The sequence below is a fragment of the Eubacterium ventriosum genome (assembly GCF_025150745.1).
GTDB classification, from domain to species: Bacteria; Bacillota; Clostridia; order Lachnospirales; family Lachnospiraceae; genus Eubacterium_G; species Eubacterium_G ventriosum.
Genome location: NZ_CP102282.1, coordinates 1,406,489 through 1,427,414, shown reverse-complemented (window position 1 = coordinate 1,427,414; position 20,926 = coordinate 1,406,489). Strand labels below are relative to the sequence as shown.

13 protein-coding genes, 2 tRNA genes and 1 pseudogene are annotated in these 20,926 nt (G+C 34.2%); 2 read left to right on the top strand and 14 right to left on the bottom strand.

The genetic code is table 11. The annotated features are described in order from the left end of the window. Window positions 1-95: 95 nt before the first annotated feature. The 7 genes from NQ558_RS06465 to NQ558_RS06435 all read right to left on the bottom strand — a co-directional run bounded on the left by NQ558_RS06465 (window position 96) and on the right by NQ558_RS06435 (window position 7,187). Window positions 96-167 (bottom strand) — tRNA-Gly (locus tag NQ558_RS06465). Window positions 168-496: 329 nt separating this feature from the next. Then, window positions 497-2,194 carry a hypothetical protein gene (locus NQ558_RS06460; protein ID WP_005363629.1) on the bottom strand — a complete coding sequence of 566 codons (1,698 nt, stop codon included), beginning with the start codon at window positions 2,192-2,194 and terminating at the stop codon, window positions 497-499. A gap of 177 nt (window positions 2,195-2,371) precedes the next feature. Then, window positions 2,372-2,443 (bottom strand) — tRNA-Gly (locus NQ558_RS06455). Between the two features lie 99 nt (window positions 2,444-2,542). Next, a complete protein-coding gene (locus tag NQ558_RS06450; RefSeq protein ID WP_040447332.1) occupies window positions 2,543-3,202 on the bottom strand; it encodes an HAD family hydrolase in 660 nt (219 codons plus the stop codon). Between the two features lie 280 nt (window positions 3,203-3,482). After that, on the bottom strand, window positions 3,483-5,282 hold the full coding sequence (gene pepF / locus NQ558_RS06445) for an oligoendopeptidase F (RefSeq protein ID WP_005363624.1): 1,800 nt from the start codon (window positions 5,280-5,282) through the stop codon (window positions 3,483-3,485). A 44-nt stretch (window positions 5,283-5,326) separates the two neighbouring features. Then, window positions 5,327-6,289 (bottom strand): AEC family transporter, encoded by a 963-nt coding sequence (locus tag NQ558_RS06440; RefSeq protein WP_005363623.1) that lies wholly within the window; start codon window positions 6,287-6,289, stop codon window positions 5,327-5,329. Next, window positions 6,279-7,187 (bottom strand): deoxyribonuclease IV, encoded by a 909-nt coding sequence (locus NQ558_RS06435; RefSeq protein ID WP_005363622.1) that lies wholly within the window; start codon window positions 7,185-7,187, stop codon window positions 6,279-6,281. Before NQ558_RS06435 ends, NQ558_RS06440 begins: the two co-directional genes overlap by 11 nt. A gap of 172 nt (window positions 7,188-7,359) precedes the next feature. Between NQ558_RS06435 and NQ558_RS06430 the strand changes: the two genes are divergently transcribed. Next, window positions 7,360-8,256, top strand: a complete 897-nt coding sequence (locus tag NQ558_RS06430; RefSeq protein ID WP_005363621.1) for a GNAT family N-acetyltransferase — start codon at window positions 7,360-7,362, stop codon at window positions 8,254-8,256. Between the two features lie 125 nt (window positions 8,257-8,381). Here NQ558_RS06430 and NQ558_RS06425 read toward each other — a convergent pair whose 3' ends face one another. The 5 genes and pseudogenes from NQ558_RS06425 to NQ558_RS06405 form a co-directional block, all read right to left on the bottom strand. Continuing rightward, window positions 8,382-9,737 carry a C40 family peptidase gene (locus tag NQ558_RS06425; protein ID WP_005363620.1) on the bottom strand — a complete coding sequence of 452 codons (1,356 nt, stop codon included), beginning with the start codon at window positions 9,735-9,737 and terminating at the stop codon, window positions 8,382-8,384. Between the two features lie 243 nt (window positions 9,738-9,980). Next, complete coding sequence (gene lepB / locus NQ558_RS06420) at window positions 9,981-10,628, bottom strand: signal peptidase I (RefSeq protein WP_005363619.1); 648 nt, start codon at window positions 10,626-10,628, stop codon at window positions 9,981-9,983. A 101-nt stretch (window positions 10,629-10,729) separates the two neighbouring features. Next, window positions 10,730-11,350, bottom strand: coding sequence for a flavodoxin family protein (locus NQ558_RS06415; protein ID WP_005363617.1), 621 nt, complete (start codon window positions 11,348-11,350; stop codon window positions 10,730-10,732). A gap of 57 nt (window positions 11,351-11,407) precedes the next feature. Next, a complete protein-coding gene (locus NQ558_RS06410; RefSeq protein ID WP_005363615.1) occupies window positions 11,408-12,463 on the bottom strand; it encodes an iron-containing alcohol dehydrogenase family protein in 1,056 nt (351 codons plus the stop codon). Window positions 12,464-12,841: 378 nt separating this feature from the next. Then, window positions 12,842-12,952: pseudogene (locus NQ558_RS06405) on the bottom strand (ABC transporter ATP-binding protein); the annotation flags it as partial. A gap of 101 nt (window positions 12,953-13,053) precedes the next feature. On the opposite strand from NQ558_RS06405, the gene NQ558_RS06400 reads away from it, so the two are divergent. Further along, window positions 13,054-13,758, top strand: coding sequence for an Ig-like domain-containing protein (locus NQ558_RS06400; protein ID WP_005363614.1), 705 nt, complete (start codon window positions 13,054-13,056; stop codon window positions 13,756-13,758). Between the two features lie 786 nt (window positions 13,759-14,544). Here NQ558_RS06400 and NQ558_RS06395 read toward each other — a convergent pair. Both NQ558_RS06395 and gltB read right to left on the bottom strand, forming a co-directional pair. Continuing rightward, window positions 14,545-16,029, bottom strand: coding sequence for a glutamate synthase subunit beta (locus NQ558_RS06395; protein ID WP_005363613.1), 1,485 nt, complete (start codon window positions 16,027-16,029; stop codon window positions 14,545-14,547). 11 nt (window positions 16,030-16,040) lie between these two features. Continuing rightward, the gene (gene gltB / locus NQ558_RS06390) at window positions 16,041-20,588 is read right to left on the bottom strand and encodes a glutamate synthase large subunit (RefSeq protein ID WP_005363612.1); all 4,548 of its coding nucleotides are present in this window, start codon (window positions 20,586-20,588) and stop codon (window positions 16,041-16,043) included. Window positions 20,589-20,926 lie beyond the last annotated feature (338 nt).

Below are 20,926 nucleotides of genomic sequence, written 5' to 3'. Positions count from 1 at the left end.
CGGCAGGCGAGACTTCGAACCTTCGAGCCCAGGATTGGGCTCGTTTAATGCAAAAAACAGCACCCTTTTAGGATGCTGTTTTTTTGCATTAAAAAAGCGCGAGACGGGGATCGAACCCGCGGCCCCCTCCTTGGCAAGGAGGTGCTCCACCACTGAGCCACTCGCGCATTGTACGTGTGCGTCACACGCAAGAAAAATATTAACATAATCAGACAACTCTGTCAACATTTTTTTGCAATTTTTTCGCATAAATTTAAAATACATAAAGCAACCACCGAGCCGGTAGGTGAGACTTTGAACCTTCGAGCACAAGACCTACGCTCGCTTAATGCCATACTGCCAAAGACTTTAGCGGTTAATTGATAGTCTACAATTTTTGAATAAGCCCAATCCTTGAGGTAACGTTTTGTCATATGGCTGTTTGTCTATTTCCAAGCATTAAAAAAGAAGAGAAAACCGGATTTTGGCTTTCCCTTCTATTTAACTGTTTATAATTTTATTTTTTTATCTTAACCTGCTTTGGCTTTGACCATTTGCCCTGATAAGTTTCCCCTCCTTTGACAACAATGGCTTTTGCTCTTGCATACAATTTTTTAGCCTTTTTAAACTTGCTATTTGATACACTATATGTCAATTTCTTAGTTGTTTTTGTCACTATTGTCTTTTTAAACCTCTTATCTTTTGCAATCTGTACTTTGTACTTGGTTGCGCCTTTAACTCTCTTCAATGTAAGACTTATTTTCTTAGCACTTTTCTTTTTAATTGCTTTTTTAACAACTGCCTTTCCAACATTTACAGATGATTTTATTGTAGTCTGACTTGGTTGTTTTTTAGTTGTTGTTTGTGCATTTGTATTTGTTGTAGTTTCTACTGCTTTTGTTGTAGTTGTTTCTACTGCTTTTGTTGTAGTTGTTTCTACTGCTGCTGATGTGGTTGTCTCTACTGCCACTGGTGTGGTTGTTTCATTTTCTGAAGTTGGTTTTGTAGTAGTTGTTGGATTTGTAGTTGGTTCCTTGTATTCTGAATATGCAGGATCTGCAAGTTCTGCAGGTGTTTTTCCTGTGAGTCCAGGGTCTGCCTTAATTGACACAGTTTTCTTTAATCCAAATGATTCTACATTGTTACTTGTATACTGTGATCTTACTTCTACTTCATATGTACCTGTCGCAAGTCTGTTTTCATAGTAACTTGCCACACTCCCATTGATTCCTGCCTTGATACAAACACCATCTACAAAAAGATTCAATCTCTGACCTGTTAAATCTGCCTCACCAGACCATGCAATAGTAAATCCATATTTTATACCTTCTGTTAAAATTGAAAGTCCATCTGGTAATGTTGGCTGATTTGGTTTGTCAAATGACTGTGCATTATCTATAACCTGACCTTTAACAGTAACCTTTGATGACTGACCAAATGATGTTGCCGCCAAAGCTGACTCTCTGCCTTCTGCATCCACTGCTGATAAATATGCCAAATATTCACCTGCCGATACACTTTCCAATATAACATTTGACTTGGTAATTCCGTCTACATATACACGTCTGTAAGGTGTACCTGTCTTTGCATCAAATAAATATAAATTGTATCCTACAACTGATGAATCTGCTGATGGAATACTTGCTTCTGATGATGGTGCCCATGCAACACCTAATTTATTGTCTTTCTGCGCCGGATTGTCAGCAGGAACTTCCGGATTTCCTGTAATATAACTTAATCCCGCCGGTGTTTTTGGACCTATGCAATTAACAGGATATGTGTAATTAAGAGTTGCTCCTGTTACTGTAAAGCTAACTGTTTCTGATAATGGTCCCTCACCCATGCTGTTTACATTTGCAGCCTGTGCTGTATATGAACCTGCTGAAAGTCCACCTACTACACCGCCTTTTGTAGCATTACCAATCTTTGTAACTAACTTTCCATCCTTGTAAATATAAATAACTGTTGATGTAACTGTTGGATCATATCCAGCTACATTTGCTGGGTCATCGGCTCCTGCCCATGCAAACATAATTGCATTTTCAATTGTATCCGAACCACTTTTGCTATTAGCAACAAGTCCTATTACTTTTTTCTCAGGTAATGATGTTGCTGTTTTTGCTGCACTTACATTGCTTGTTGGATAGTATGTAATCGAAGATACTATCATTGCAATGGCACAAATAATCGCACCAAATTTCTTTAATCTTTTCATTTCATAAACCTCTCTTTCATTTGATTAAATATTCATTGCAATTATACACTTTTAAAGAGCTATTTGCTAGTATCCTATTTTTATATATGGGATTAATTTTTTAGGAAAGTGTTTTAATTTTAAGATTTTCCATATATATGTACAAACACAAAAAACTCCTAAAAATGTAAAAAAAAAAGCGCGAGACGGGGATCGAACCCGCGGCCCCCTCCTTGGCAAGGAGGTGCTCCACCACTGAGCCACTCGCGCATTGTACGTGTGCTTCACACGCAAGAAAAATAGTATCATAGCTTTACACATCTGTCAATATATTTTTTAATATTATTTTATAATTTTTTATCACTACTTCTACAATAATTCTTTATAATCATTAATGCTATACTTTGATATACTCTTGATTTTTTCCCAGTTATGTTTCGACTTTTCATCGAAGACTGCCACAACATTAAACTCTCCAAGTGATGCTCCTGTTACACCCGCTAAAATATCCTCAAACACAAGGCATTTATGTGGATTAACTTTTATTCGTCTTGCAGCTTCCTCATATATGTCAGGATAACCTTTTCCACGTTCAACTTCATCCACTGTCACTATTTTCTGAAAATATTTTAATATTCCTTCACGCTCCAATGTTTTCATAAAAAGTTCTCTGTCTGAGGATGTTGCCACTGCCATCTTTATATTAAGTTTATGTAGTTCTTCAAGAAATTCTTTCGCATAAGGCTTGCATACAACCTCTGTTGCATATTCCTTTTTTGCCATTTCAATCCATTCCCTTACAATATCATCTTTGTCTTCGTTTAAGCCAAATCGTTCTATTGTATAAACTGCTGCTCTCTCAGCACCAAGAGGAGAAATCTCATCTACATAATCATCCGGAACCTGAAAGCCTCTGTCACCTAAAAATTTTTCATCTACCTTTTCCCATACCCATGAGCTATCGAGAAGGGTACCATCTAAATCAAAAACAGCACCTTCAATATTTTTTAGCCAGTTTTCTCTGTTCATTAACACTCCCATTCTTATAAAAACTTATTTTTTATTTATTTTTTCTTTTCTTTTTTCAATAATCATTTATTTTTGTTTACTATATTTTCGTATAAAATTAGAATAATACAGTCTTGTTTTTTTAACAAGTACAAATTCATCAAACTAAACATATGTTGTCTTTCCAAACATTTGTGCCAAAGAAAGGATTATATATTATGATAAACTAATGCTTAAAACTTTTCATATAGTAAAATCAAGACAGGGCGTATATATGTTTTCGTAATAATAAAGCAACTTATTATGCATTAGTATCTATGGATAAAAAGGATTGTTCCATTTGGTCTAATAATTCTTTAAATAATTCCAGTGCTTTTTCTATTGGTTCTTTTGTTGTCATATCCACTCCTGCTAATTTAAGCAAATCGATTGGATCCTTTGAGCCGCCGCCTGTTAAGAATTTCATGTAGTCCTTAACTCCTGCTTCGCCCTGTTCCATTATTTTCTTAGATAATGCTATTGCAGCAGAAATTCCTGTTGCATACTGGTATACATAAAATGGATTGTAGAAATGTGGAATTCTTGCCCATTCCAAAGCAATTTCTTCGTCTAATACCATATCTTCGCCAAAATATTGCTTATTTAAATCATAATATACTTTGCAAAGAATGTCGCTTGTAAGAGTTTCACCTTCTTCAACCATCTTATGAGTTATTTTTTCAAATTCTGCAAACATAGTCTGGCGATATAATGTCCCCTTAAACTGTTCAAGAAAATGATTTATTAAGTAAGCTTTTTCAGCCTTGTTATCAGTATTTTTTAGCAAATAGTGTATTAATAATGACTCATTGCATGTTGATGCCACTTCTGCCACAAATATCTTATATCCGGCATTGATATAGCTCTGGTTTGAATCTGAATAATATGAGTGAAGGGCGTGACCCATTTCATGTGCCAAAGTAAATACATGATCTAATGTTCCCTGATAGTTTAAAAGAACATAAGGATGTATCCCGTAGGCTCCCCATGAATATGCCCCACTTCTTTTTCCTTCATTTTCATAAATATCTATCCAACGATTGTCAAAACCTTCCTGAAGTTTGTTAATATAGTCTTTGCCCATTGGTGCAAGACCTGCCTTAACCATTTCTTTAGCCTTTTCAAAAGGAATTTTTTTATCAGGAGTTTCCACTATAGGTGCATAAACATCATACATATGAAGTTGATCAACACCTAAAGCTTTCTTTCTAAGCGACACATATCTGTGCATTAAGTCCATATGTTCATGAACAACTTCAATTAAGTTGTCATAGACTTCCTCCGGAATATTGCTTTCATCCAAATACATTGCTCTAGTTGAAGGATAATTTCTTACATCAGCATAAAAACAAGCCTGTTCCACATTGGCATTATATGTTGCCGCAATAGTATTTTTCATTTTTCCATATGTGCCATATAAAGCCTTAAACGCAGCTTTTCTAAGCTGCCTGTCAGCGCCACTTAAAATCGGCACAAAATTGCCATGTGTTATCTTTATTTCATTGCCATCCTTATCCTTAACTGTTGGGAAATCAATGTCTGCTCCATTATACATAGCATAAATATTGTCAGCAGCACTTGCCATACGTTTACTTTTTGCAAGAATTTCTTCCGTCTTCTTATCTAATGTATGAGCCTTTGCTCTTAGTATTTCACTAATATATCTTCTATAATCGGCAAATTCCTTATTTTCCAACCATTCCTTTAAAACATTCTCATCCATTTCAAGAATTTCCGGTTCAAAAAATGCTGTTGCACTACCAAGCTCTACAACTAATTTTTGAGCTTTACCAGAATATGTCTGATACTTAGAATTTGTCATATCTTCATGATATTTCTGATTGGAATATACATAAACTTTTTCTGCCATAAGGTTTATTTCATCATTAAATTTCAAATATTCTAATAATGTCTCCTTATTCTTCGAAACATTATCTTTATATTTGTTATATTCTGATATCATTTTTAAGGCTTTGTCTAAATCATTTTCCATAGCCTGATCAGAAGAATACATATCTTCCATTTTCCATGTATTTTCTATTTTTTGTTCTTCTCTTTTCATTTCAATACCACATAATTCCTAAATGAATTACCTTTCTTTTTCTTTTAAACAAGTCCCATTGCTCTTAAAATATAGATAATTGCCGTAATTGTGAATGCTGAACACATTGTTGTCAAAACAATAACACTGCTTGTTAGAGTTCCTTCGCTGTGCATACTTCTTGACATTATGTAACAACTTGGTGTTGCTGGTGAGGCAAGCATAATTACTATTGCCATTAATTTTGCGTCCCTATATCCAATCCATATTGCAATTGGAAGAAATACTAAAGCCCAGCCAACAAGCTTCATTGCAGTTGCTATAACTGCCGGTTTAATCTTTTGAAGTGCCTTGCCAAACTCAAAACTTCCACCTATTGCAATAAGTGCAAGTGGTGTTGCCATCTTTGAAAAATTAGAAATGGTGTTATCAAGCATTTTAGGAAAATGTACATTAAGCACTGACAAAATAACCCCTGCAACAATACTTAAAATAATAGGGTTTGTAGCTATTCCCTTTAACGTTGATGACAAAGTTTTTGACTGACCTGCACCTTTTTCGGGACATTCAACTGTAAGAATTATTACAGCAAATATGTTGTAAAGTGGAACTGCACCAATTATCATCAATGGAACCATTCCCGTATCTGAATAAATATTTAAGATAAATGCCGCTCCAAGTACTGCAGCGCTGCTTCTGTAGGAAGCCTGTACAAACTCTCCTATAATTGATTTATCTTTCATAAAAATTCTTGCAAGAAACCACATTGTAAGTATGCTTATTGTTGTTGCAACGGCACAAAAAATAACATAACCTAATTCAAATTTTTCCATAAAGTTATTGTTTACCATATCCTGTATTAAAAGTGCTGGCAAAGTAACTTTAAAATTTATTTTATTGGATGCCTCAATAAATCCCTGATTTATCCATCCTATTCTTTTAAGTAAATATCCAACTACAATAACCACAAAAACGGGTACTGTAGCATTTAAGCTATAAATTAAACTGTCCATAATACTATCTGCCATTTTGCAGGATTTCATTCTGCAAGTTAGTATTAAACTCTCCTTTCTTAATCATTTCTATTTCAAACTTATATGGTGCATAAGATTTTTTGCTGTTTTCCGGATCTTTAACATAAGGTGTTTCAAGAATCTTTGGAATATTTTCAAACTGTTCCATATAAATTATTTGTCTTAAAGTGTCATATCCAATGTTTCCAAAACCTATATTTTCGTGTCGGTCTTTTCCTGCACCAAGCACGTTCTTGCTATCATTAATATGAAAAACACCAATCTGGTCTGTTCCGATAACTTTATCAAACTTCTCAAAAACTCCGCTTAAATCGTTAACAAGGTCATACCCGGCATCATTAACATGACATGTATCAAAACAAACTCTAAGCTTGTCATTGTAAACTACTCCATCATATATTCTTGCAAGTTCTTCAAAATTTCTTCCTATTTCGCTGCCCTTTCCTGCCATTGTTTCAAGGGCAATACATGCCTTACTATCCTTAGTTAGCACATTGTTAATGCCTTTCACTATCTGATTAATTCCTGCATCAACTCCTGCTCCAACATGTGAACCCGGATGAAGAACCATAATTCTGCTTCCCATTGCCTCTGTTCTTTCCAATTCTGTTGCCAAAAACTTTTCTGCTATTTCGTAAGTTTCAGGCTTAATTGTATTGGCAAGATTAATAATATATGGTGCGTGAATCACTATTTCATCTATATTATGATGTGCCATATACTCCCATGCTTCTTTTATTTTTAATTCACTTATTTCTTTTCTGCGCGTATTTTGTGGAGCACCTGTATACGCCATAAAGACATTTGCTCCATATGAATAAGCTTCCTTAGCTGAACCTAAAAGCATATCCTTTCCACTCATTCCAACATGAGAACCTATTTTTAATTTCATATGCTATACCATTTTTAACTTTCTATTCTTGATTTTAATATTATCTGTTTCATATTGATTTTACCTAAAACAATATACCACATTCCATAAGGTTTTACTATTTTTGTTGGATTATTTTTATCTTTATGATACTCTAATTAAGTAATTTTTATTGAAAGCGGAGACTAATAATATGAACTATGATTTTAAAACAGATTGTGATTCTAATAATAATTGTAATTCTAATGCAAAAAATAGCTCTGAAATAGATTTAGATAATCTTACGTTTGAATTTATATCTGAAATAAATGATAAACTTTATGAAGATCTGTCTAATATTGCTAATATATGTAATAATTTTGATAATGTTAAGAATACATTTTTTATTGATAACGAGGATTGTGAAACAACTATTGATAATGAACCGAATGAAAATATAAAAGATAATAATACTTTAGAAGATGATTATTCAAAAGTCATTATTGCAAAAAAAGATAAAACAATTGTAGGTTTTATTTCCATCTATCTCATAGATGAATCAACTGCAGAAATTTGTGGCTTTGTATTGCCCGAATATCGCAATAATAACATTGGCAATTATCTTATGGAGAAGCTTTCTTATGAAATGGAAGATTTCTATATTTCCATTCCTGTTGCAAAAGATAATAAGACAGCTCCAAATTTTCTTAGAATCAATGGTTATTATCCAAGTACCACTGAATGTTCAATGGTTATTAACACAGACAACATTGTTGAAAAGCCTTCATCCTTTGACTGTTCAATTGATTTTAAGAAAACAGAAAATGAAGATGAAATTATATTTGAGATTTTTAAAGATAATAACAACATTGGTTCCTGTTTCGTAAGCATTTTTGAAACCTGTGGATGCATTCATAATGTTGAAATTAATGAAGCTTTTCGTGGCAATGGTTACAGCAAACTTCTTTTACAATATTCTTTATATGATATAAAAAATATATGCCAAAATATTATACTTCACGTTACAAAAGAAAACGTTCCGGCATATAATCTTTATAAGAAACTTAACTTTATTACCACATCAGAAATTATTTATTATGATAATCTATAAAAATTCAACTTTTATACTATTCCACAAAACATTAAATGGGCCACTATCTTTGCAAATTTTATTTTACAAAGATAGTAGCCCATTCTCACTTACTATACATTTTTTAGTACAACTCTTTTTTATGTTTATTCTTCATCTGTACAACTTTCAGTTTCCTCTACCTTTGTAGTTGTTTCCACTTCTGTAGTATTAGGAACTTGTGTCGTTTTTTCTATTTCAACAGTTGAACTTTCTTCTTCAGTTGTTGTTTCCTGATTTAATCGTTTAATATCTTTCTTTGTTGATACAACTGCTGTTTTTTCTTTATCTTTATCCTTGTCTTTTTTTACTAACTTTCCACTTAAAATTCGTCTTGCGGCACAAGGATTGCCAAGTCTTGAAATTATTACACCCTGAGTCTTGTTTGCAGAATGAAGAATCTTCCCGTCGCCAATATAAATAGCAACATGACTTATTCTATTCTTGTTTTTTCTGTCGGTATGATAAAATACTAAATCTCCCGGTTTAAGCTTGTTACTTTTTACTGCTTTGCCATTGTAAGCCTGCTCTGCTGCCGTTCTGCTTAAACTATATCCAAATTTTTTAAACAAAGACATTGTAAAACCTGAACAGTCTGCTCCACTTGTAAGACTTGTTCCACCCCAAACATATCTGTTTCCAAGGAATTGTGTTGCATATTTCAAAAACTCTGCTGCTTCGCCTTCTTTTGGAAGAGAAGTTTCTTCCAAAGTATATGTAATAGCATTAGCTGCCCATTCCTGCTCAAGCATATCATCATATTCTTCCGGGGTATACAAATATTCCTTGTGAATCTTTACAGTAACATCTTTAGTCTTAACCCATCCTGACATTGTGGATGTTCTCTCTACTTTAATCCACTTCTTGTCCTTACTTATATCTGTTATTGGATATTCTGCCTTCTCCTGTAGATTGCACAAAACTTTTGATTTCTTATTATCTTCGCTTCTAAGTTCTGTTTTCTTCACCTTAACCTTTACAATAACGTCCTTGGCTTCAATTAAAACTTCCTTAGCATTCTTGCCTGTTACTACATTTTCTTTCTTAACATATCCTGTAATCTTTTTAGATTTAATCTGATAAAATTTCTTTCCCTTTTTTAGAATCTTAACGTAACTGCCATCTACACCAATTCCTACAACTTTAGACTTTTCATCGTCCTTCTCGTATATTTCAACCATCTCATCTGAATCATCTTCAGACTTGACTTTCTTCTTTTCAATCTTTATTGCACTTACATTCTTATACTTTTCAGGAAAAATCAAATCAACCTTTTTCTTAGTTTCTACAGGTGCCTTTGTCTCATGTTGCACTGCTGTAGTTGTTTCCTGAATTGTTGTTTTCTGTACAATCTTCGTCTCCGCTCCGCTTGTGTGATGTCCTCCTGAAACAGATTTAATTCCTATAATTCCGCCAATTAAGGCTACTGTAAACACTGATGCCACTATAATTTTCTTTTTCATTCTCTTATGTTGCTCGTCCTTTTTTCATTTATTATGTTATTATAACATTTTCATTACAAAATAACACAATTTGAAATATTTTTATTATATATTTTTTACATTTTTATGTAGAAATTGCATATTAGAAAGACAACATGTACAAATTTTGTGACAAGTTGTTTAGTTTGTCTTGTTTTTGCACAAAAGTAAAAGGTATATCACTTACTTGCGATATACCTTCTTTGTTTCTTATTTCGTTCTGACTTAGTCATACTTGGCTGTTTCCAGCATTCCCTTGACTTTCCATGGCCAATATACAAACTCTGCCTTTGCAATTATCTTTGACTTGCTTACATAGTTTGTTGTTGTCCAAAGTCTTGAATCCTTAGAATTGTTTCTGTTGTCACCTAAGACGAAATAACTGTCTTCTGGCACTTGATATACAAGCTCTCCACCGGATTCCTCTGAACCATTTTCCCAGTACCAATCCTCTTTTAAGTATGTTTCTTTTAATGGCTCTTTTGAGTCATTAATATAAATCTTTGAATCTTTAATTGTTACCTTTTCTCCCGGCAAACCGATTACTCTCTTTACAAAGTTTTCTGATTCATCATCAGGATATTTGAAAATTATGATTTCACCTCTCTGTGGTTCCTTGAACCAATAAGCTGTTCTAAGTCCAATCATTCTTGAACCTGTCATAATTGTATTCTCCATTGAACCTGATGGTACGTTGGCATTAATTATAAGAAAATTATTAATGCACAATGCCAAAGCAATGGCTACAACAAAAATTCTTACCCAACTGAAAAATTCCTTCTTGGGATCAACTTTCTCTTTTTCTTTCTTGTCTGAAGCATTATGTAAATCCTTGTTCTCTGCTTCATTGTCAATAATAGTCTGGTCTTTCATAAGATCTCCTTTCGCTATCCGTTTTTAAGTTAGCACTTACCCTTAGTCAGTACTCTACCATTCTTTCTTTTAAATCAGATAAATATTTTGTAACAGTTTTATTAACGGATGAAATTAGTCTTAACTGGATCTTCCGGCTGTGGATGTTCAATTCCATTTTCTTTTCCAACCTGAATACACTTCAAAATCCAAGCCATATTTCGTCCAATATTTCTTACTATCTGAAGACCTTCTTCATCTTTTCTTACATCATCTGGATTGCTTCCGTGAACCATTGGCCAATAATTTCCGTTAATTAATGGCATATGGAAAAACTCAGGTATCTTTGCAATTTCATCAAGAGCACTTGTTGTTCCTGCTCTTCTTGCACTTACAACCATAGCTGCCGGTTTATATTTTAAATCTTTTCCTGCACTCCATGATAATCTGTGAAGAAATCCCATCATATTTCCACTAATTGATGCATAATGAACAGGGCTTCCAAAAACGACTCCGTCAGCTTCTTTAAGCTTCTTTGCTGCTTCAACTACTTCTCCACCATACACACATTCACCTGTTTTTGAGCAACCGCCACAGCCCATACAACTTCCCTGTGGGTGTGCTCCTACGTGCATAATCTCTGTTTCAATGCCTTCTTCATTTAAGACTTTAGCCATCTCTTCCAATGCTGTATATGTACAGCCCTTAGCTTTAGGGCTTCCGTTAAACATTAATACTTTCATATTATCCTCCAAAAATAAATCACTTGAACTAAAGTATTATACCACAATAGCTTATATTCAGCCAAACACTTTCTTTAAAACTTCATCTTCATAGAGAACTTTTTTTGCCAGCTCCCTATATTTTTTCTCATGGAGATAAGTATGTCTGTGTGGTTTTATTGATGGTGCAATATCAATTGCCTTTGCATAATCCTCACGTTTTAGTCCAAGGGTGCTTACATAATCCCAGAAACCTGTATCTTCAAAAATCTTATTTACACGAATATATCTGTGGTTCTGAACCTTGCTCATTATATAAGTTGCAATTCCAACCTGAATTCCATGAAGTTGCGGATGCTCCAATGTTTTATCTAAAGCATGAGAAATAAGATGTTCGCTTCCACTTGCAGGAGAACTGTTTCCTGCTATTTCATTGGCAATTCCACTCATTGCAAGAGAATCAAGAAGTTCTCTTAAGAACAGGTCATCTTTTATACTCTCAAAAGGAGTTCTTACAAAACTATTTACTGCTTTTTTTGCAATCATCATGGCAAAATCGTTTAACACCGCATATCCGTGTTCGTCCTCAAATACCCAATCGTAAAGTGCTGTAATTTTTGATACCAAATCACCAATACCTGAATACAAAAACTTTTCCGGAGCACTTTTTATAACATCAGTGTCTGCAATAATTCCATATGCAAGTTTTGCCGGCACAGAAGTTCTTCTTCCATTAACAAGTAATGACGCACTGGCACTGGAAAAGCCGTCACTGGATGCAGATGTAGGCACACTAATGAAAGGTAATTTTCTTAAATAAGCTGCATATTTTGCAGCATCAATAACCTTTCCACCACCAATTCCAACAATAATCTGTGCCTTGCTGTCAATTGAAAAAGCCAAATCTATTATATCTTCTATTTTAATAGAATCCAGTTCCTTATATTCCAAAACATTAATATTTTCCTTTTGAAATGATTGAAGAACAGTATCTCCAAACATATCAACCAGACCATTTCCAAAATAAACTACAGCATTTTCAATTCTGCTGTCCTTAATGTAACTTCCTATATCTTTTAAAGTGCCTTTTCCTACCTTAAGAATGGTTGGAATGGCAATGTGACTTCCATTCATAAGCTGCCTCCTTTTACTTACTACACAATTCCTCTCAACCAGTCTCTAACCTTCATTTTGTTAAGGCTACGAACTATAACCAAACGACTGATTATAGAAATTATAATAACAATAATTAAATTATACAATATTATTAACACTTCCCTGTCAAGTTTCTTCAAAGCTTCACCTGATATATTAGAATTATTATACCCTTGATTTACTATTTTACTTATATGTATAGACTGCTTATTAAATGAATATTTATGTTCGCCATCTTTTCAAAATGATATTTGACACCTTTTGTCTTTCCATAATTTTTGTTGTAATTTTAAGCATAATAGTCTGTCCTTTTAAGTTTTTTGTTTTTGATTTCGAATACTGCATCCATTCTTTTAATCATTGTTGTAACTTCATTCCATACATATCACAATCCTTAAGGATTAACACTCCGCTGTCAGGCTGCTCGATTCCCTCTAATATAGATAAGAGAGTGGTCTTTCCACAACCACTCTCTCCTAATTTTTATCTTAACATTCTTTCATTTTTTAATCAAATATATTATAATTGATTTACCAAAAGTAGGTCGGTTATTTAAGGAGGTAAATGATATGAAAAGAAGATTTATGTTTATTTTTGTTACTATGATGATGCTAAGCAGTTTTTGTTTGTTTAATAGCACTAGTGTTTCGGCTAAACAACAGACTCCAAAGTTATCTTCAACTAAGATTTCATTAGAAACAGGTTCAAAGAAAACACTTAAGATTAAAAAGCTTAGTAAAAATGCGAAAATATCTTGGAAGTCTAATAATTCTAAAATTGTAAAGGTTTCCAAAAAAGGAATTGTTTCTGCAAAGAAAGTAGGTTCAACAGTTGTAAAAGCCACTGTTAAACAAAATGGCAAGAAATATGTATTAAAGTGCAAGGTAAGAGTAAATGAATCAGTAACTACACCAACAGTTGCCAATAAGTGCCCACTGCCACCAACTGAGGGCTACAAGAAAAACAACTTATTTGATGCTTATATTTCAGGAGGCGTTTCAAAAATAAGTTACTACATTAATGATGTACCTTATGAAACAAGTGACCAAAATAGAATTTCTGCTATTCTTTCCTACATGTCTATGCTTGATGTTGAAAAAATGGACAATCCAATGTTATCTGGAGGTTTTAAAATAACTTTAGGATTATCTGACAATCATTCTGCAAGCATAGGATTGGGAGATACTATTTTCAACCTGAACGGACAATATTACAAAATTAAAAATTCTAATATTTCAATAACAACTGTTATTAAGTACTTCTTAGCAATTTAATTTGTTATTGTAAATACTCAAAAGAGCTATGCCTATTAGATTTCTTACATCTTCTCAATGGTAAGATTTTTTTCTAAGCATAGCTCTTTGTTTATTCTAAATCTAACTAGACAAACTTCATATCTGTACCATATATGATAATTTTTGCTCATATGGTACAGATTTATTAGAAATCTAACTAGACAAACTTCATATCTGTACCATATACGATAATTTCTGCTTATATGGTACATATTTCTTATAAATCAAGCTGGGCAAACTTCATATCTGTACCATATATGATAATTTCTGCTTATATGGTACAGATTTCTTAAAAATCAAGCCGAGCAAACTTCATATCTGTACCATATACGATATTTCTTGCTTATATGGTACAGATTTCTTAGAAATCAAACTGGGCAAACTTCATATCTGTACCATATACGATATTTTCTGCTCATATGGTACAAATCTTTTAAAATTACCTCATATCCTACGCAGCTCTTACTCCATGGGGTAGTTTCTATTAAATTTGAATATATACAAGCTTTGTACTTGCCCCATATTCTGCGCAAGCCTTACTCCATGGGGTAGTTCACGTTAAGTTTGAATGTATTCAAGCCTTGTTTTTGCCCCATACGAACAACTTTTAACTCATATGGAGCAATTTAAAAATCACTACAAACTTTTTGAAAATGTCCTTGACACGGGACTCAATTCAATCAAACTTAAAAACAGGACCTTTCAGCCTTTTCAACTGACGGTCCTGTTCCTTTTATATTATGTCTTTTCTGATATTTCATCCCACTACAGCATTGTGTACCCCATTAATGATTCATCCACTTCTCTTGCGCAGTCACGGCCTTCACGAATTGCCCATACTACCAATGACTGGCCTCTGTGCATATCTCCGGCTGTAAATACGTTTGGAACACTTGTTGCGTACTTTCCTGCCTTTGTAGCCACATTTGTTCTGTCTGTTATATCTACCTTAAATTCTTTTGTTACATAATTTTCACTGCCTAAAAATCCTGCTGCAATAAGAACTAACTGACAGTTTACTTCATATTCGCTTCCAGGTATTTCAACCATATTTAATCTGCCTGTTTTCTCATCTTTCTTAGCTTCAAGTTTTACAAGTACAAGTTTTGTAAGATTTCCTGACTTGTCCTTTTTAAACTCTTTTACTGTTGTCTGATATATTCTTGGATCATTACCAAATACTGCAATGGCTTCTTCCTGACCGTAATCTGTTTTGCAGATTCTTGGCCATTCAGGCCATGGATTGTTTTCTGCACGTTTATCCGGTGCTTTTGGCATCATTTCCAACTGAATAACGCTTTTTGCTCCATGTCTGATAGCTGTACCAACACAGTCATTTCCTGTGTCACCACCACCAATTACAACAACGTCTTTACCTTTGGCTGAAATAAATGTGCCTTCTTTTAAATCGTTATCCAATAAGCTTTTTGTTGTTGATGTTAAAAAGTCTACTGCAAAATAAATTCCCTTGGCATCTCTTCCTTCTGCTTTTATATCTCTTGGATTTCTTGAACCACATGCTAATACTACTTTGTCATATTGTTTTAATAATACTGATGCTTTAATGTCTTTTCCAACATTTACACCTGTAATAAACTTTATTCCTTCTTCTTTCATAATATTAACTTTTCTGTCAATAACGTGTTTTTCAAGCTTCATATTTGGAATACCATACATAAGAAGTCCGCCTACTCTGTCATCACGTTCATATACGGTTACACTGTGACCTCTCTTGTTTAACTGGTCTGCAACTGCAAGTCCTGAAGGGCCTGAACCGATTACAGCTACTTTTTTGCCTGTTCTAACTGACGGAGTTTTTGCTGACGCATATCCTTCCTTGTAAGCATTTTCTATTATGCTATATTCGTTGTCTCTAACACTTACCGCATCTCCATAAAGACTACATGTACATGCTTTTTCACAAAGTGCAGGACAAACTCTTGAAGTAAATTCAGGAAAGTTGTTAGTCTTGTGAAGACGGTTATATGCCTGTTCCATATTTCCATGATATAAAAGATCATTCCATTCAGGAACCAGATTGTTCAGAGGACAGCCTGATACCATACCTGATATTACTTTACCATTTTGGCAAAATGGCACGCCACAATCCATACATCTTGCTGCCTGGCATTTTTGCTTTTCTTCAGATAAATGTTCATGAAATTCGTTAAAGTTTTTTATTCTTTCTTTAGGTGAAGATGCCTTTGCATCTTCACGTTCATAATCTAAAAATCCTGTTGGCTTACCCATTGCTATTCCTCCTATCTTGTTGCAGCGTAAAATGCTTCAATCTGTGCCTGTTCCGGATTCAATCCTTTTTCTTCCATCTTTGCAATTGCATTAAGCATTTTCTTGTAATCATATGGTATTATCTTTTTGAATTTTGGAAGATATTCTTCAAAATCATTTAAAATTTCCTTACCTCTAATTGAGTTAGTATATTTTACGTGGTCCTCAATCATTGCTTTTAATTCTAATACATCGTACTTGTTTGAAAGTTCTTCTGTTGATACAAGTGACTTGTTTACTTTTCTATACAAATCATTATTTTCATCTAACACATAAGCAACACCGCCGCTCATACCTGCTGCAAAGTTCTTTCCAACTTTTCCGATTACTGCAACTTTACCACCTGTCATATATTCACAACCGTGGTCGCCTACACCTTCAACTACTGCTGTGGCACCAGAGTTTCTTACGCAGAAACGTTCTCCTGCCACACCGTTAATGTAAACTTTTCCGCTTGTTGCACCATATAATGCAACGTTACCGATTATAATATTTTCATCCTGCTTAAACTTAGATTCCTTAGGTGGCTTAACAATAATCTTACCACCTGAAAGTCCCTTGCCTAAGTAGTCATTGCTATCGCCTGTAAGCTCAATTGTAAGACCGTTTGGAATGAAAGCACCAAAGCTCTGTCCGCCTGCGCCGTTACATTTTACTGTATACATATCATCTTCTAATGTGTCATTGTATTTCTTTGTAATTTCTGAACCAAAGATTGTACCAAATGATCTGTCAATATTTGTTACATCAACTTCAACTGAAGCAGGTTTCTTCTGTTCAAGAGCCTTACCAAGTTTCTTAATCAATACTGTAACGTCTTTTGTTTCATTAAGCTTAAAGTCATATACATTCTTCTTATCATATTTAACTCTAACATCAGCAAAATCAGCATTAAGGATTTTTGAAAGACAAACTTCGTCAGCTTTTCCTTCGCTTACGCCATCCTTAACTTTAAGTAAGTCTACTCTACCTACCAATTCATCAACTGTTCTAATGCCAAGTTTTGCCATATATTCACGTAATTCCTGAGCGATAAACTTCATAAAGTTTACTACATATTCAGGTTTACCCTTAAATCTCTTTCTAAGTTCAGGGTTCTGTGTTGCAACACCTACAGGACAAGTATCAAGGTTACATACTCTCATCATTACACATCCCATAGTTACAAGTGGAGCTGTTGCAAAACCATATTCTTCCGCACCAAGCATTGCTGCAATGGCTACGTCACGACCACTCATTAATTTTCCGTCTGTTTCAACTACTACCTTATTTCTAAGTTCGTTAGCTATAAGTGTCTGGTGTGCCTCTGCAAGCCCAAGTTCCCAAGGAAGACCTGCGTTATAAATTGAGTTTTCAGGAGCTGCACCTGTACCTCCGTCAAAACCTGATACTAAAATAACCTGCGCACCTGCTTTTGCAACACCTGCTGCAACTGTACCAACACCTGCTTCTGATACAAGCTTAACTGAAATTCTTGAATCTCTGTTAGCATTCTTTAAGTCGTAAATAAGCTGAGCCAAGTCTTCAATTGAGTAAATATCATGATGTGGTGGTGGTGAAATAAGACTTACCCCCGGTGTTGAATATCTTGTTTTTGCAACCCAAGGATAAACTTTCTTTCCAGGTAAATGTCCACCTTCACCCGGTTTTGCACCCTGTGCCATTTTAATCTGAATTTCTTCGGCACTTACAAGGTATCTTGATGTAACACCAAAACGTCCTGATGCAACCTGTTTAATCTTTGAACATTTATTTAAACCGTCTTTTCCAATTGTAAGACGTTCAATACTTTCTCCACCTTCACCGCTGTTAGATTTGCCGCCAATCATATTCATGGCAATTGCCATTGTTTCATGTGCTTCCTGTGAAATTGAACCATATGACATGGCACCTGTCTTAAATCTTTTAACAATTGAGTCCACACTTTCAACCTGTTCAATTGGAATGCCGCCGTTTTCAGGATAATTAAAGTCCATTAAACCTCTTAAATGTACCGGTGCCATTTCTTCATCTATCATATGTGTGTACTGTTTAAATAACTGATAGTTATTTGTCCACGTAGCCATCTGAAGTGTGTGAATTGTAGCAGGATTGTATTTGTGTTCCTCTTTTCCACTTCTAAGTTTGTGGTCACCTGAACTTTCAAGTGTTAAGTCTACATCTAATTCCAATGGATCAAATGCTGTTGAGTGAAGCTTATCAACGCTTTCTTCTATGTCATCTAATGTAATACCTTCAACCGGACTTACTGTTCCTGTGAAATATTTGTTTATTACGTCACTGCTTATACCTACTGCCTCAAAAATCTGTGAGCCCTGATATGACTGAATTGTTGAAATACCCATCTTTGATGCAATCTTTACAATTCCGCTTAAAATTGCTTCATTGTAATCATCAATTGCTGCATATGGATCTTTGTTAATCATACCCTCTTCAACCATCTGCTTAATTGTTTCGTGTGCAAGATAAGGGTTAACTGCGCTGGCACCGTATCCTAACAATGTTGCAAAATGATGTACGCTTCTTGGTTCACCACTTTCAAGAACTAATGATAATGTTGTTCTCTTCTTTGTTTTTACAAGGTACTGATGTACTGCTGAAACTGCAAGCAATGAAGGAATCTGTACATGATATTCATCCACACCTCTGTCTGAAAGAATAATAATGTTTGCTCCGTCTTTGTGTGCCTTATCAACTTCTACAAATACCTGTTCAATAGCCTTTTCAAGCTTAATGCCTTTGTAATATACAATAGGTACAACTGCTGTCTTAAATCCCGGCTCTTTAATATTTTTAAGTTTTAAAATATCCGTATTTGTCAAAATAGGATTGTTAATCTTTAATACATTGCAGTTGTCAGGTTTTTCTTCTAATATATTACCGTCTTTTCCAAGATAAACTGATGTTGAAGTAACTATTTCTTCTCTGATTGCATCAATAGGAGGGTTAGTAACCTGAGCAAATAACTGTTTAAAATAGTTAAATAAAGGATGTGTTCTCTCACTTAAAACTGCAAGTGGTGTATCCTTACCCATTGCCTTTGTAGCTTCATTTCCTGTGTTAGCCATTGGAATAATTCTCTGAAGGTCTTCAAAGCTGTATCCAAAGTTTTTCTGAAGTCTCTGGCGTTCTTCTTTTTCATATGTTTCAACTTTTACGTTAGGAATATGAATGTCCTTTAAATTAACAAGGTTATTATTTAACCATTCACCATATGGCTTTCTTGTTGCATATGATTCTTTTAATTCATCATCGTCAATTAACTTACCGTTAACTGTATCAACCAAAAGCATACGACCCGGTCTTAATCTTTCTTTTACAACAATCTTTGCAGGATCAATTTCAAGAACACCTACTTCTGATGAAAGGATAAGCTGGTCATCATCTGTAATGTAATATCTTGAAGGTCTAAGACCATTTCTGTCAAGAATTGCTCCCATGTAATCACCATCAGAGAAAAGAATTGATGCAGGTCCATCCCAAGGTTCCATCATTGTTGCATAATACTGATAGAAGTCTTTCTTAGTCTGGCTTATTGTGTCGTTCTTTTCCCATGGTTCAGGAATACACATCATAACTGCAAGTGGAAGATCAACACCATTCATTACTAAAAATTCCAAAGTATTATCAAGCATAGCTGAGTCAGAACCGTTAGTGTCAACTACAGGCATAACCTTCTGTAATGAATTGTTCATATACTCGCTGTTCATTGATTCTTCTCTTGCAAGCATGTTATCTGCATTACCACGGATTGTATTTATTTCTCCATTATGAACTATAAATCTGTTAGGATGAGCTCTTCTCCAGCTTGGGTTTGTATTAGTTGAAAATCTTGAATGCACTAATGCAATTGCTGATTCGTAACTCTTGTCCTGTAAATCATCAAAGAATAATCTTAACTGACCTACTAAGAACATTCCCTTATATACAATAGTTCTGCTTGATAATGATACTGTGTAAGTACCACCGTTACTATGTGAGAAGACTCTTCTTACAATATATAATTTTCTATCAAATTCAATACCTTTGCTTAAACCTTCAGGTTTCTTAATGAAACACTGCATAATGCAAGGCATACATTCTACTGCTTTTGTTCCCAAAACTTCAGGATGTACAGGAACCTGTCTCCATCCTAAAAATTCAAAACCTTCTTTTTCAGTTATAATTTCAAACATTTTCATTTCACGTTTTCTTTTAAGTTCATCCTGTGGCATAAAGAACATACCTACACCGTATTCTCTTTCTCCACCAATTTCAAAACCTAAAGACTTTGTAACTTTCTTAAAGAATTTATGTGAAATCTGTAATAAAATACCAACACCGTCACCGGTTTTTCCCTCGGCATCCTTACCTGCTCTATGTTCAAGATTTTCTACAATCTTTAAAGCATTTTCCACTGTTGCATGACTTTTCACACCTTTAATATTAACTACAGCACCAATACCGCAGTTATCATGCTCAAAACGTGGATCGTATAATCCATCTTCTTTTGCTTTCTTGAATAATTCATTTTGACTCATGATTTTCCTCCTTTATATAAATGTTTGATAATAACTAACCTTAATAAATAAAGTAATCAATTTACAAAAATTTATTTTGTAAGTAACAAAAAAGGGCACAAAAACTACATCAGCTATAACTGTTGTACGTCTTTGTACCCTTTATTGTTTTGCTACTTAATTTTATAAACTATTTTCGTATGAAAATCAAGTAAAATTAAGTTTGGGTAGCCTTTTTCTTATTTTTTTAAGGTTTGGCTTATTTAATATATATTGGATAAGTGAAAGCCTTAATAAATTAAACCTGTAGCTTAAAATTATAAAGCTTACAATATACAAAAGCCACACATTTCACTATA